Genomic DNA, 12972 nt, shown 5'->3' with positions numbered 1-12972 from the left:
GGTCATCGTGATGATGCCTTTCGAGTGGAGGTTAGAGACTTCTCGAAGGATCACACGGTGACCGCGCTTACGTCGTAAGCGACGAGCCGGCCACCGTGGGCTACACCACCTTAAGGGGCACTACTTCCGCAACAATCGGGGGCTGGAATGTGAGCACATTCCAGCCCCCGAGGATTAGGCGGAGATTGACTGTTGGTTGGGTGCCGAGGTGACCGCGATCTTTCGCGGCTTCGCCTTCTCGCTCACCGGGATGTGCACGGAGAGGACTCCTGCTTCATACGAGGCGCTGATGTTCTCAACGTCGATCCCGTCGCCGAGGGTGAACTGTCGCAAATATGAGCCCTCACCCCGTTCGCGGGCGAGCCAGCGCACACCATCGCGCGAGTCAGCCGTGCGCTGCGCTCTGATCGACAGCTGCGAACCGTCGATATCGACATCGATCGAGCCAGGGTCAACTCCGGGCAGATCCGCATTTAGCACGTAGTGATCTCCTTCTCGAAAGAGGTCCACAGGCATGTGCCGTGGGGAACGAACAGCGTCGATCACCGACGCGGTCAGTCGGTCCAATTGGGAGAAGGGGTCAAATGTCATTGCCATGGTCATGTCCTTTCTCGGAATGGATTATCAACTCCAGCTGCAGAAAATCTGTACATGCTGGTGTAGATTTTATAAACCGAGACGGTTCAAAATGCAAGCCGCTTGAAAGTGACATGATGAAACGTTCTGAAATTCCGCTTTACGGCATCGCCGTGGCCGCAACGCTCGCCGAAATGCCGATCGCAACGTTGCGTCTCTACGAAGCGAAAGGTGTGCTTCAGCCCTCCCGCAGTGGGGGTGGAACACGCAGATACAGCGACGATGACCTCACGCGGCTCGCACGTGCAAGTGCCCTTCGCGCACAGGGGGTTAACATGGCCGGCATCAAAATCATCCTCGAACTTGAGGATGAGATCGCCCGCTTAAAAGGGCGAAGGTAAAGCCTAATTCTTCGGGTGCGCGAGCATTTTGCGCATGAATACTTGCGCGGTTCCGTCGCCCTGCTCCACCCGCTCGCTCTCGCGGTACCCCAACGAAGAGTACAGCTCAATATTTGCTTTGCTGAGGCTACCGGTGAATAATTCAGCCACCGAACACGTCGTGCTTTCTTCTAAAGCTGCGAGCAATCGCTGGCCGATTCCCGCACCCTGCTGGTCGGGTGCGACGGCAATACGGCCGATCATGAGAACGTCGTCTCGCTCACGTGCCCGAATAGCGCCGACGATACGGCCGTCAACGATCGCTACGAAACCACGCGCGTTTCGTAGTTCAGCTTCGAGCTGGTCGAGCGTTTGAACGAGCGGCGCCGTGTTGGGGTCGCCATAGATTTGCGCTTCAGAAACAAATGCTGCCCGTTGCAACGTCAGCACTTCGCCCGCATCTGTTTGTGAGATGGGTCGGATAATGACAGGTGCTTCGTCGGGCGTCATGGTGACTCAGTCTACGCAGGCGCCGCGAGCGGAGTGCGCGACCGTTCTGCAGGATGGGTGACGGTGCGCAGGCATAATTTGCCGAAATACGTGTTCATTCTCGCCGCGATCGGTTCTGCCGTCGGTCTCGGAAATATTTGGCGCTTCCCTTACGTCGCCTATGAGGGCGGCGGTGGCGCTTTCCTCATTCCGTACCTGTGCGCACTGCTGACCGCGGGTATTCCGCTCCTCTTCCTCGACTACGCCATCGGACACCGCTTTCGTGGTTCCGCACCCCTCGCCTTCCGGCGCATGCATAGAGCGGCGGAACCATTGGGCTGGTGGCAAGTACTGATCTGTGTCGTGATTGCCGTCTACTACGCGGTCATCGTGGCGTGGGCGGCGATGTACACGTGGTTCTCCGCACGGCTCACGTGGGGCGCGGGTAACGAGAACGACTTCTTCTTCACCGACTTCCTGCAGATGGGTGACCCCGCCGACGGACTCTCCGGAACCTTCGTGCCGCAAGTCGGGGTTCCGCTCGGCGTCGTCTGGTTTGTCGTGATCGTCATTATGGCACTCGGCGTGAAGCGTGGCATCGGTGCCGCGAACATGATTCTGATGCCGTTGCTGACGGTGATGTTTGTGATTCTCGTGGTGCAGGCGCTGTTCTTGCCCGGCGCGCTCGATGGCCTTCGCCAACTCGTCGTTTGAAATCCTCGCCGGCATCGGTGTGTTCGCGGCTCTCGGTTTCATGGCACAAGCCGCGCAAACCGACGTCGCAGGCGTTGCGACCAGCGGTATCGGACTCGCCTTCGTCGCCTTCCCGACGATCGTCTCGCAAGCAACCGGTGGGTCCATCATCGGCGTGCTGTTCTTCGGAGCCCTCGTCTTCGCAGGCATCACGTCGATGATCTCGATTCTCGAAGTCATCGTCTCGGCGCTGCAAGACAAGCTCGGCTGGCGTCGCTTGAACACGACGCTCGTGGTGTCGATTCCGCTCGCGATCATCTCGATGGCGTTGTTCTCGACAACGAGTGCGCTCGTCGTGCTCGATACGACCGACGCGTTCGTGAACTCGTTCGGCATCATGGCCGTCGCGTTCGTGACTGTGGTCGTGGTGTCGTGGGTGCTGTTCAAACTGCCGACGCTGCAGGAGCACCTCAACCGCCGCTCGAGCTTGCGCATCGGCATGATCTGGCGCCTGCTGGTGTCGGTGCTCGCGCCGCTGATTCTCGGCTACCTGCTGTTCAGCGAGTTCCAGACGAAGCTGGCGGAACCATATGGCGGCTATCCGGGATGGCTGCTGGGAGTCTTCGGCTGGGGCATGGTCGCCCTGCTCGTTGTTGGCGGAGTGCTGCTCTCACTGCTGCCGTGGAGTATCAAGTCGCACGCGAAAGACGACCCGGGCTACGACGAATTCCTTGTGGACGAAGCGTACGAGCCCGACACCGAAACCGGGTCGGTTCGCGTACAGAAGGGAGTGAAGCGATGAGCACCGAAGCCACCATCATGATGATCGTCGCGATGGTCACGGTCTGGGGCGGACTCGCCGCCGGCATCGTGAACCTCGCCCGCCACCCCGAGGTCGAAGACACCGAACCGGCGCCGCCGGTGGAGCTGTAGTACGAACCCACGGTGAAACGCCCTGACATGTTCGAAATGTCAGGGCGTTTCGCTTGAACCACTACCCGAAGCGGATGTCGTCGGTTGACGTCAGCGGGTAGTGGGCGGGGTAGGGGCGACGTGCGACGCCGCAGTCGACAGCTGCCTGCGCCACCGCTGCCGAGATCGCACCGAGCAGACGCGGGTCGACGGGCTTCGGCAGGATGTACTCCGGGCCAAACTCAAAGTGCTCACCCTCGTATGCGGCCTCGACCTCGGCGGGTACGGGCTGGCGGGCGAGGTCGCGCAGCGCGAGCACCGCGGCAACCTTCATCGACTCCGTGATCGTCGACGCGCGCACGTCCAGTGCGCCGCGGAAGATAAACGGAAAGCCCAGCACGTTGTTCACCTGGTTGGGGAAGTCGCTACGGCCGGTCGCAATGATGACGTCAGAGCGCACAGCCTTGGCGACGCTCGGCAGAATCTCCGGGTCAGGGTTGGCCATCGCGAAAACGATCGGACGGTCAGCCATTGAGCGCAGCATGTCTTCGGTGAGAACTCCCGGCCCAGAAACACCCAGGAAAATGTCGGCGCCGTTGATCGCATCGGCGAGCGTGCGGTGCTCGGTGGCGCGGGCAAACTCACGCTTGAATTCGTTGAGGTCGGTGCGTCCGGTGTGCACGACGCCCTGGCTGTCGACGAGGGTCAGGTTATCGGCCGGGAAGCCGACTGACCGCAGTAGGCGGAACGTCGCGATGCCAGCGGCACCAGCACCCGCGCACACGATCTGCACGTCGGCCATGTCCTTGCCCTGAATGTCGATCGCATTCAGCAGCCCGGCGACCGCGATCACCGCGGTTCCGTGCTGGTCATCGTGGAACACCGGAATGTTGCACCGCTCGATCAGCCGGCGCTCAATTTCGAAGCAATCGGGTGCGGCGATGTCTTCCAGGTTGATGCCACCGAACGTCGGCGAGATCGCGGCGATCGCATCGACGAACTTGTCGATGTCGCGCTCTTCGGTTTCAATGTCGATCGCGTCGACGCCGGCGAAGTGACGGAAGAGCAGAGCCTTGCCCTCCATCACCGGCTTGCTCGCGAGACCGCCCAGCGCACCCAGCCCGAGAATGGCGGTGCCGTTGCTGATGACGGCGACCAGGTTGCCCTTGTTCGTGTAGCGGTACGCGTCGTCGAGGTCGTCCGCGATGGCACGCACCGGTGCTGCCACGCCGGGGCTGTACGCGAGCGTCAGGTCACGAGCGTTTTCGGCGGGCTTCGTGAGCGTGACGGCGAGCTTTCCGGGGCGCGGGTGCTCGTGGTACGCCAGAGCGTCGATCGTCAATTGTTCGGCGGGAGTTGTGGTGCGGGTGGGGTCGATGATGGTCACGTCGGAATCCTTTGGGGCTTGGCGCAATGCCAGAAGAATGTCGCGCACGGCGGCAGAGAGAGGTTGAACCCAGACGGCAGATGTCTCGTCAGGTTCACCGACGAGAAGAGTGAGCCCCATCGGCGGGTGAGCGGTCAGTTCGACCGGGCACCGAGCCAGCGCTGTTGAGCGCGTGAGAATCACCATAAGGGCCGAAACCACAATTCGGCAGGGCAATTTCACGCGAAGCGAGAAGAAGTTCCTGCCAAGCGTCACAAAACAGAAAAAATCCGGATTCTTGCGGCGTCCCATCCAGTGGTCAGCACGGTGTGCGGCTGCGGCGCCGATTGACGTAGTTAACTCCCGCCCGCGCCCGCGCCTGCGCGGCAAGGGTTAATTCACCGCAACATCCAACGACATCACGCCGCCGGAACGTGCTCCCTCGCGACGGCCTCGAGAGTCTCGCGCAGCGCAACGATGGCGCCGCGGCCCGCGCTTGATTCTCGCGTTGAGGTGAAAATCGTTCGTCGCGGCAGATCGGGCAGGTCGACGAGCGTGCACGTCGGGCTCTCGCCTGCCCACTGCAGATCCGGAATAAACGCCACCGCATTACCCGAGCGAATGAGGCGGATCTGCGCCTGCAGGTCGGCCGTCTGGTACCGCACATCGGGCTCGAACCCCGCGCTGCGGCAGGCCTGCTCGGCGAAGTGGCGGCTGGCTGCGCCCCGAGGTTCCATGACCCACGGAACCTCAGCTGCGTCTGCGAGGGAGGCAATGGTTCCGAAGGCACTTGCGCCGGGTGGCACGGCCAGGCGAATCGCGTCACGCAGCAGTTCACGTCGGTCAAGGCCCGGGTGCCACGCCGCCGCGTGCACCGGATACTGCTCGGCGACCACGAGGTCGAAGTCGCGCGCCCACGTGTCGGCGAGCGCCGTCTCGGGCTCGTGCTGCGTCATTTCAATGCGCACGTCGGGGTGGGTGTCGTGCATGCGAGTGAGGGTGCGAGGGAGCAGCGCGAGCATCGCCGACTGAAACACGGCCATACGCACGGTGCCCGACACCGTCGTGAGCGATGACGACAGGTCGGCTTCGGCGCGCTCCAACGTGGCGAGAAGATCTTCGGTGTGACGGGCCAGAATCTCCGCCTGCGGCGTGAGCTGCACCCGGCGGCCCACGCGGCGCAACAGTTCAACGCCGGTCTCTTGCTCGAGCAAACTCAGCTGCTGCGACACCGCCGACGGCGTGAAGTTGAGCGCCTCAGCAGCCGCAGCAATGGTTCCGCGCACCTGCACTTCACGCAGCAACCGCAACCGGCGCACATCCAGCATCGTGACCTCCCGCAAATACGTAATTACAGCTAACCATTAATAGTTAGTTTTCGTCGCTTTTGCTTATGCGTTGGAGTGCCCATACTCAGAAATGACGACCCAATGCCACCCACGAGGAATGACATGACTGCTGTTGCCCACCCGGCACACTCCGGATCAACCGGACTCTCCGCCACCGACCGTGATGCGCTCGCAAACGACGCCATCGCGCTCGTGCACCGCTGGCTTGAAACGGCCGCCTCGATTCCGCCCGACGTCTCGGGTCAGCGCCTCGCCGGCGTGCTGAAAGACCCTAACGGCCTCGACTTCACGGTCGGCTTCGTCGACGGTGTCGTGCGCCCCGAAGACCTCAAGGTCGCCGCCCACAACCTCCGCCGCATTGCCCCGCAGGTGCCCGCGTTCTTGCCCTGGCCACTACGCGCAGCCGTCCGTCTCGGCGGCGTTGCCGCGCCCATTCTGCCCGGTGTCGTGGTTCCGATCGCCCGCGGCGTGCTGCGCAAAATGGTGGGCCACCTCATCGTTGACGCGACCGATGCGAAGCTCGGCACCGCGATTGCGCACATCAAAAGGCCCGGCATTCGCCTCAACATGAACCTGCTCGGTGAAGCAGTGCTCGGCTCGAAAGAAGCGAACCGTCGCCTGGACGGAACCATTGCTCTCGTTGAGCGCGACGACGTCGACTACGTGTCGATCAAGGTGTCATCGACCGTGAGCCCACACTCGCCGTGGGCGTTCGACGAAGACGTTGAGCACGTCGTCGAGAGCCTCACGCCGCTGTTCGAGCGCGCCGCCGCAGCGAAGCCCGCGAAGTTCATCAACCTCGACATGGAAGAGTACAAAGACCTCGACCTCACGATCGCGGTCTTCACGAAGCTGCTCGACAAGCCGCAGTTCACAAACCTCGAGGCCGGCATCGTGTTGCAGGCGTACCTGCCCGACGCGCTGTCGGCGATGATGCGCCTGCAGGAGTGGTCGGCTGTTCGCCGCGCGAACGGCGGTGCCGCGATCAAGGTGCGCGTCGTGAAGGGTGCCAACCTGCCGATGGAACACGTTGACGCGTCGCTGCATGGCTGGCCGGTCGCGACGTGGCACACGAAGCAAGACTCCGACACGAACTACAAGCGCGTGCTCGAATACTCGCTTGACCCCGAGCGCATTCAGAACGTCAAGATCGGCGTCGCCGGGCACAATCTGTTCGACATCGCTTTCTCGTGGCTGCTCGCCAAGCAGCGCGGCGTGACCGACGGCATCGACATCGAAATGCTGCTCGGCATGGCGCAGAGCCAGGCCGAAGCCGTCAAGCGCGACGTTGGTGAGCTGCTGCTGTACACCCCGGTCGTGCACCCGCAGGAGTTCGACGTCGCGATCGCCTACCTCATTCGCCGCCTCGAAGAGGGCGCGAGCAGCGACAACTTCATGTCGGCCGTCTTCGAGCTCAGCGAGAGCGCTGAGCTGTTCGAGCGTGAGAAGCAGCGCTTCCTCGCATCGCTCGCAGACCTCGACACGGCGGTTCCGGCGGCGCACCGCGTGCAAGATCGCACGCAGCCCGCGACTGAAGCCCCGACCGACCGCTTCGAAAACACGCCAGACACCGACCCCGCCGTTGCGCCCAACCGCGGGTGGGGTCGTGAGATTCTCTCGAAGGCTCAAACCAGTACGCTCGGCCAGGCAACGGTCGACGCATCGGTGCTCGCCACCGAGGCTGAGCTCGACGCCGTCATCGATGCGACGGTTGCTGCCGGAACCACGTGGGGCGCGATGAGCGGTGCGCAACGCGCCGCGATTCTGCACCGCGCCGGTGACGCCCTCGAAGCACGTCGCGCCGAGCTCATGGAGGTCGCTGCTGCTGAAGCGGGCAAGACCCTCGATCAGTCTGACCCCGAGGTCTCTGAGGCGATCGACTTCGCGCACTACTACGCCGAACTCGCCAAGGAGCTCGACACCGTCGACGGTGCCACCTACGCCCCGGTCAAGCTGACCGTCGTGGTTCCGCCGTGGAACTTCCCGGTCGCGATTCCTGCCGGTTCCACCCTCGCCGCGCTCGCGGCAGGCTCGCCCGTCATCATCAAACCGTCCCGTCAGGCTCGTCGCTCCGGCGCGGTCATGGTCGAGGCGCTGTGGGAGGCCGGTGTGCCGCGCGACGTGCTGTCGTTCGTGCAACTTGCCGACAACGCCCTCGGCGAGCGCCTCATTTCGCACCCGTCGGTCGAGCGCGTCATCCTCACCGGCGGCTACGAGACCGCCGAACTGTTCCGCTCGTTCCGGAAGGATCTCCCGCTGCTCGCCGAGACGAGCGGCAAGAACGCGATCATCGTGACGCCCAGCGCCGACCTTGACCTCGCGGTGAAAGACGTCGTCGCCTCCGCGTTCGGCCACGCCGGGCAAAAGTGCTCGGCCGCCTCGCTCGTCGTGCTCGTTGGTTCCGTCGCTTCTTCTCCGCGGTTCCGGAACCAGCTGCTTGACGCCGTCAGTTCGCTCGCTGTGGGCTACCCGACCGACGCGACGACCCAAATGGGGCCGATCATTGAGCCGGCACGCGGCAAGCTCAAGACCGCGCTCACGACCATCGAGTCTGGCCAGTCGTGGCTGATCGAGCCGCGCCAGCTCGACGACAGCGCGAAGCTGTGGAGCCCGGGCGTGCGCGACGGCGTGCAGCGCGGCAGCGAGTACCACCGCGTGGAGTACTTCGGCCCGATTCTCGGCATCATGACCGCGAAGACGCTCGACGAGGCCATCGCGATCGTGAACGACATTGACTACGGTCTAACGTCGGGCTTGCACTCGCTCGACGCCGCCGAAATCAACCAGTGGCTCACGCACATTGAGGCCGGAAACCTCTACGTCAACCGCGGTACCACGGGCGCTATCGTGCAGCGCCAGCCGTTCGGTGGCTGGAAGAAGTCGGCCGTTGGTGCCGGAACCAAGGCCGGTGGCCCGAACTACCTGATCGGCCTCGGCACGTGGTTTCCGGCGCAAGCCACGATCGCACCGGCAGCAACGATCTCGCCACTCGAAGGTGCCTTCAGTGGCACGGCGGCGGAGAAGGCGATGCTTGCCCGCGCATTCGCGAGTGACGCTGCGGCCTTCGCGCAGGAGTTTGGTGCGGCAATCGACCGCTCAGGCCTCACCGCTGAGCGCAACGTGTTCCGCTACCGCCCGCGCCACGTGCACGTGCGGCTTTCGGAGGGCGAGCCGCTCGTGTCGCTCGTGCGCGTGCTCGGTGCTGCGAAGCGTGCCGGTGCGACGGTGACGGTGTCGAGCGCGGTTGCCGTGCCCAGCCACCTCGCCGAAGCTGCTGGCGCGGGTGTCGTCACCGTTGAAGACGATGCCGCGTTCGCCGCTCGCATCGGCGCACTGCCGCACGACCGCATGGGTATGCGGGTGCGTTTGATCGGCGGAACCACCAAGCAGCTTGCTGAGGCAACGAACGGTGCGCCGGATCTTGCGATCTACGCGGGCGCCGTCACGGAGGCCGGTCGCATCGAGATGCTGCCATTCGTGCAGGAGCAGGCAGTGTCGGTCACCGCCCACCGCTTCGGTACGGCCAACCACCTCACCGACGCCTTCTTGTAATGCCGTAACGCAAAACCGGCCCGGTGCTTTTCGCATCGGGCCGGTTTTCGCTGTCTGGGGTGCTGGTGTTAAGCGCGGCGCTTCTTGGTGACGAGCATCGCGATCAGGCGCCAGCCGAGCAAGAAAACGGCGAGTGTAATCGTCGCCACGATGATGAACGGCACCGCGGCCGTGTCGCCGGCGAGCACGCGAATACCGAGACCACCAGCGACCGTCACAACCCAAATGATGAGACCCGTCGGAACCACGGCGGTGGGCTTTCGTAGCACGAAGCTTGCCGCCCACGCGATCATGAGCGCGACAACGAACGGCCACGCGGTGCCGATCAGGCCGATGCCGAACGGCTCGCTGTCGTGCGAAGCGCGGCCGAGCGCGGCAAACAGCACGACCAAAATCAGGTCGGTAAGAAACGACAGTGAAATCGTGCGAGCTGAGGGGCGAGGGGACGTAGTCACCCCACCATTGTCGCAGGGGCACCAGTGTCGCAGCCGCACCGGTGGTTCCGCTCCTCTGCAGCCGCCCTCCACTCGCCACGATCCCTCCTGCCAAGCATCTGCATACTGGGTGCAAAACCGCGAAGTGTTCCGCTTTCGATATCAAATCGACTGTGGATGTCAGAGGCGCGGGATAGACTGGATAGTGGTTGTACCTGGGGGGAACAACAAATGCTCGTCGCACACACCCGAATGCGTGCGATGTTGTCGTTGTCGTTGCCCTGACGGCAACGTCGACGGCGTTGTTGCAGCACCAACGGGAGAGGTGTTTGTATGAGGAGTCAAGACCAGCGTGTGGCGAGCCGCTCAGGGTTCGACGAGTTGCACGCGATGGCCGAGGTCAGGCTCTGGGGTGGGCATTCCGCTGTTCACGGCGATGAAATTCAGATTTGGCGGGGTCGCAGAATCACGCTGTATCGCTACAACGGTGGTGGCTTTAGCTTTCGTCGCGACCACGAATACCTCGCTGATGATTACGCCGCGACCCTTTCGCTCGGCTTTTTGCACGAGGGGGAGATGACGGCGACGTCGGAGGGGCAAACGCAGATTCATCGCCCCGGCGGCGTTGCCGCGTTTCGGATGGATCGCCCGCTCGAGTCGCGTACCGAACCGGGTACCGCGCTGACCGTTGCACATTTGCCGTTCCGCTATCTGGAGTCTCGCGGTATCGACACCCGTCAGCTCAACGGCCAGTGCTGGGAAGGCGGGGTGCTGTGCGCTGCCGTCCTGAGGATGGTTGACAGCATCTTCGGCGGATGCCCGGAAGATGAAGCACTGGTGCTTGAGGCGGGCATCATCGAGGTTCTCATCGGAATTCTGGCTGAGCACGATTCTGATCAGCTCACCGATGACGTCACTGAGAAGACGCGTGCTCGCGCGATGCAACTGATCGACGAGCACTACACCGACGTTGAACTTGACGCCGACCGCATTGCCGCGGCGCTCGGCTCATCGCGCCGCTATCTGTATGGGCTGTTCGAGGGCCGCGGACCGTCGATTGCGACGCTTATTCGCGACCGCCGTGCCGCTCACGCCGAGCAATTGCTGATCAATGAACCGTCGTTTTCGATCCGTCGCATCGCGCACCTTTCGGGCTTCGGGAGCGAAGATCGCCTGTTGCGCACGTTCAAGCAGATGACGGGCGAATCGCCGTCTTCATACCGTCGCCGCGTTGCTACCGGCGCCGTGGTTCCAATCTCGTCATAAAACTGGCCCTCTGAAATCTGGATGTGGCGCATCGAGAGTCGGCAGGTATGCTCAGAGAACTGCGGCTTCACCGGCGATGCCTTGGCATGACGCGTTTCGCGCCTTTCGACCCGGGTGGCGTGCGCGCAGAAGCCGTTTGCGAGCGAGGGATCCTCTACTTGCATTTGAGGCCGCGGGCCGCTTCGGAACGCCGGAGCCCCTCCCCAAAAAACGCAAGCACGCAAGTGATTGCACAGAGTTGGATTGCAGTTTCTATGACGCCTGTACACGATCGCCTTGTTTCGATCTACGACGAAGTCGTGGCGCGAAACCCCGGCGAAGCAGAGTTTCACCAAGCCGTCCGCGAAGTCTTTGAGAGCCTCGCTCCCGTTATTCAGAAGCGTCCGGAATACACCGAAGCCGCCATTCTGCAGCGAGTCTGCGAGCCGGAGCGCCAGATCATTTTCCGTGTGCCGTGGACGGACGACAACAACCGCGTTCAGCTGAACCGCGGTTTTCGCGTTGAGTTCAACTCCGCACTGGGCCCGTACAAGGGTGGCCTGCGCTTCCACCCGTCGGTTTACCTCGGCATCATTAAGTTCCTCGGCTTCGAGCAGATCTTCAAGAACGCTCTCACCGGCATGCCCATCGGCGGCGGCAAGGGTGGTTCCGACTTCGACCCCAAGGGCCGCAGCGACCATGAGATCATGCGCTTCTGCCAGTCGTTCATGACCGAGCTCTACCGCCACATTGGCGAGTACACCGACGTTCCTGCCGGTGACATCGGCGTGGGCGGCCGCGAGATTGGCTACATGTTTGGCCAGTACAAGCGCATCACGAACCGTTACGAGTCGGGCGTGCTGACCGGTAAGGGCATCGGGTGGGGCGGCTCGCTCGTTCGCACCGAGGCCACGGGCTACGGAACCGTTTACTTCGTTCGCGAAATGCTGAAGGCTTCGAATGATTCTTTCGAAGGCAAGCGCGTCGTCGTTTCGGGTTCGGGTAACGTTGCGATCTACGCGGTCGAGAAGGTGCACCAGCTCGGTGGCAAGGTCGTCGCGATGAGTGACTCGTCTGGCTACATCATTGACGAAAACGGCATCGACCTTGAGCTCGTGAAGAACATCAAGGAAGTGCGTCGCGGACGCATCTCGGAGTACGCCGAAGAGCGCGACGCCACGTTCGTATCGAACGGCTCGATTTGGGACGTTGCGTGCGACATCGCGCTGCCGTGTGCCACGCAGAACGAGCTCGACGAGCAGGCTGCCATCACGCTTGTGAAGAACGGCTGCATCATCGTCGCTGAGGGTGCCAACATGCCGTGCACCCCCGAAGCAACGCGTGTTTTCGTCGAAGACCCGATCCTGCGCTTCGCCCCGGGCAAAGCCGTCAATGCCGGTGGTGTGGCCACGAGCGCCCTGGAGATGCAACAGAACGCTTCGCGCGACTCGTGGAGCTTCGAGTACACCGACCAGCGTCTCTCGGTCATCATGACCGACATTCACGACAGCTGCCTCGAGACCGCCGACGAGTACGGCGCCCCGGGTAGCTACAGCACCGGCGCCAACATCGCCGGCTTCCTCCGGGTGGCCGACGCGATGACCGCGATGGGTGTTGTGTAAGCTCTAGCGTTATCGCTGTGAGGCGGTACGGGGGTTTCGACTCCCGTGCCGCGTCTCTTGTTTGTCTGAAGCCCTCGATTCTGCCCTCGAGGGGGGGTGAGCGAGCCCTGTTGTGCACGTTGAGCGGCCCCTTTTCTTGCCCTCGCCGTTGAGCGGGTCGCTTTCCCTGTTGGTTGAGCGGGCGCCTTCCCTGTTGGTTGAGCGGGTCGCTTTCCCTGTTGGTTGAGCGTGTCGCGCGTCAGACTATGTGGCAGGGGTAGTTAGTTGCTGAGGCAGCGCCCCTATTGAAAGGTCTGAATCATCATGAGTCGTCCCCCGACGATCCCGGCGGAGAAGAAGCTCCGCATTGTGTTG

10 protein-coding genes and 1 pseudogene are annotated in these 12972 nt (G+C 62.9%); 6 read left to right on the top strand and 5 right to left on the bottom strand.

Annotated elements, in window-relative coordinates:
• Nucleotides 1–174 precede the first annotated feature (174 nt).
• Nucleotides 175–597 carry an Hsp20/alpha crystallin family protein gene (locus ACQUSY_RS13195; protein WP_428904905.1) on the bottom strand — a complete coding sequence of 141 codons (423 nt, stop codon included), beginning with the start codon at nt 595–597 and terminating at the stop codon, nt 175–177.
• Nucleotides 598–710: 113 nt separating this feature from the next.
• Here ACQUSY_RS13195 and ACQUSY_RS13190 point away from each other — a divergent pair, with 113 nt between their 5' ends.
• Nucleotides 711–977, top strand: a complete 267-nt coding sequence (locus tag ACQUSY_RS13190; protein ID WP_428904904.1) for a MerR family transcriptional regulator — start codon at nt 711–713, stop codon at nt 975–977.
• A gap of 3 nt (nt 978–980) precedes the next feature.
• Here the strand turns inward: ACQUSY_RS13190 and ACQUSY_RS13185 are convergent, their stop codons facing one another.
• On the bottom strand, nt 981–1466 hold the full coding sequence (locus ACQUSY_RS13185) for a GNAT family N-acetyltransferase (protein WP_428904903.1): 486 nt from the start codon (nt 1464–1466) through the stop codon (nt 981–983).
• A 33-nt stretch (nt 1467–1499) separates the two neighbouring features.
• Between ACQUSY_RS13185 and ACQUSY_RS13180 the strand changes: the two are divergent.
• A pseudogene (locus ACQUSY_RS13180) lies at nt 1500–2940 on the top strand (SLC5/6 family protein).
• Nucleotides 2937–3071 (top strand): methionine/alanine import family NSS transporter small subunit, encoded by a 135-nt coding sequence (locus tag ACQUSY_RS13175; RefSeq protein WP_428904902.1) that lies wholly within the window; start codon nt 2937–2939, stop codon nt 3069–3071. Before ACQUSY_RS13180 ends, ACQUSY_RS13175 begins: the two are co-directional and overlap by 4 nt.
• A gap of 61 nt (nt 3072–3132) precedes the next feature.
• Here ACQUSY_RS13175 and ACQUSY_RS13170 read toward each other — a convergent pair whose 3' ends face one another.
• Nucleotides 3133–4437: a malic enzyme-like NAD(P)-binding protein gene (locus ACQUSY_RS13170; RefSeq protein WP_428904901.1), complete on the bottom strand. Its 1305-nt coding sequence runs from the start codon at nt 4435–4437 to the stop codon at nt 3133–3135.
• Between the two features lie 398 nt (nt 4438–4835).
• Nucleotides 4836–5744, bottom strand: a complete 909-nt coding sequence (locus ACQUSY_RS13165) for a LysR family transcriptional regulator (protein WP_428904900.1) — start codon at nt 5742–5744, stop codon at nt 4836–4838.
• A 123-nt stretch (nt 5745–5867) separates the two neighbouring features.
• On the opposite strand from ACQUSY_RS13165, the gene ACQUSY_RS13160 reads away from it, so the two are divergent.
• On the top strand, nt 5868–9317 hold the full coding sequence (locus ACQUSY_RS13160) for a bifunctional proline dehydrogenase/L-glutamate gamma-semialdehyde dehydrogenase (protein ID WP_428904899.1): 3450 nt from the start codon (nt 5868–5870) through the stop codon (nt 9315–9317).
• A gap of 68 nt (nt 9318–9385) precedes the next feature.
• Here ACQUSY_RS13160 and ACQUSY_RS13155 read toward each other — a convergent pair whose 3' ends face one another.
• Complete coding sequence (locus ACQUSY_RS13155; protein ID WP_428904898.1) at nt 9386–9772, bottom strand: DUF3054 domain-containing protein; 387 nt, start codon at nt 9770–9772, stop codon at nt 9386–9388.
• Nucleotides 9773–10084: 312 nt separating this feature from the next.
• Here ACQUSY_RS13155 and ACQUSY_RS13150 point away from each other — a divergent pair, with 312 nt between their 5' ends.
• Both ACQUSY_RS13150 and gdhA read left to right on the top strand, forming a co-directional pair.
• The gene (locus ACQUSY_RS13150) at nt 10085–11017 is read left to right on the top strand and encodes an AraC family transcriptional regulator (protein ID WP_428904897.1); all 933 of its coding nucleotides are present in this window, start codon (nt 10085–10087) and stop codon (nt 11015–11017) included.
• A 254-nt stretch (nt 11018–11271) separates the two neighbouring features.
• Nucleotides 11272–12618, top strand: coding sequence for an NADP-specific glutamate dehydrogenase (gene gdhA, locus ACQUSY_RS13145; RefSeq protein ID WP_428904896.1), 1347 nt, complete (start codon nt 11272–11274; stop codon nt 12616–12618).
• Nucleotides 12619–12972 lie beyond the last annotated feature (354 nt).

The sequence above is a fragment of the Microbacterium daqui genome (genome assembly GCF_050408675.1).
GTDB lineage: Bacteria > Actinomycetota > Actinomycetes > Actinomycetales > Microbacteriaceae > Microbacterium.
Note: the sequence above shows the minus strand (reverse complement) of the source record. Positions and strands in the feature narration are given on the sequence as shown.

What these genes read in the sequence shown, in the direction of transcription:
- gdhA (WP_428904896.1), top strand. Translation starts at nt 11,272, where the DNA reads ATGACGCCTGTACACGATCGCCTTGTTTCGATCTACGACGAAGTCGTG.
- ACQUSY_RS13185 (WP_428904903.1), bottom strand. Translation starts at nt 1,466, where the DNA reads ATGACGCCCGACGAAGCACCTGTCATTATCCGACCCATCTCACAAACA.
- ACQUSY_RS13150 (WP_428904897.1), top strand. Translation starts at nt 10,085, where the DNA reads ATGAGGAGTCAAGACCAGCGTGTGGCGAGCCGCTCAGGGTTCGACGAG.
- ACQUSY_RS13195 (WP_428904905.1), bottom strand. Translation starts at nt 597, where the DNA reads ATGGCAATGACATTTGACCCCTTCTCCCAATTGGACCGACTGACCGCG.
- ACQUSY_RS13175 (WP_428904902.1), top strand. Translation starts at nt 2,937, where the DNA reads ATGAGCACCGAAGCCACCATCATGATGATCGTCGCGATGGTCACGGTC.
- ACQUSY_RS13190 (WP_428904904.1), top strand. Translation starts at nt 711, where the DNA reads ATGATGAAACGTTCTGAAATTCCGCTTTACGGCATCGCCGTGGCCGCA.
- ACQUSY_RS13165 (WP_428904900.1), bottom strand. Translation starts at nt 5,744, where the DNA reads ATGCTGGATGTGCGCCGGTTGCGGTTGCTGCGTGAAGTGCAGGTGCGC.
- ACQUSY_RS13160 (WP_428904899.1), top strand. Translation starts at nt 5,868, where the DNA reads ATGACTGCTGTTGCCCACCCGGCACACTCCGGATCAACCGGACTCTCC.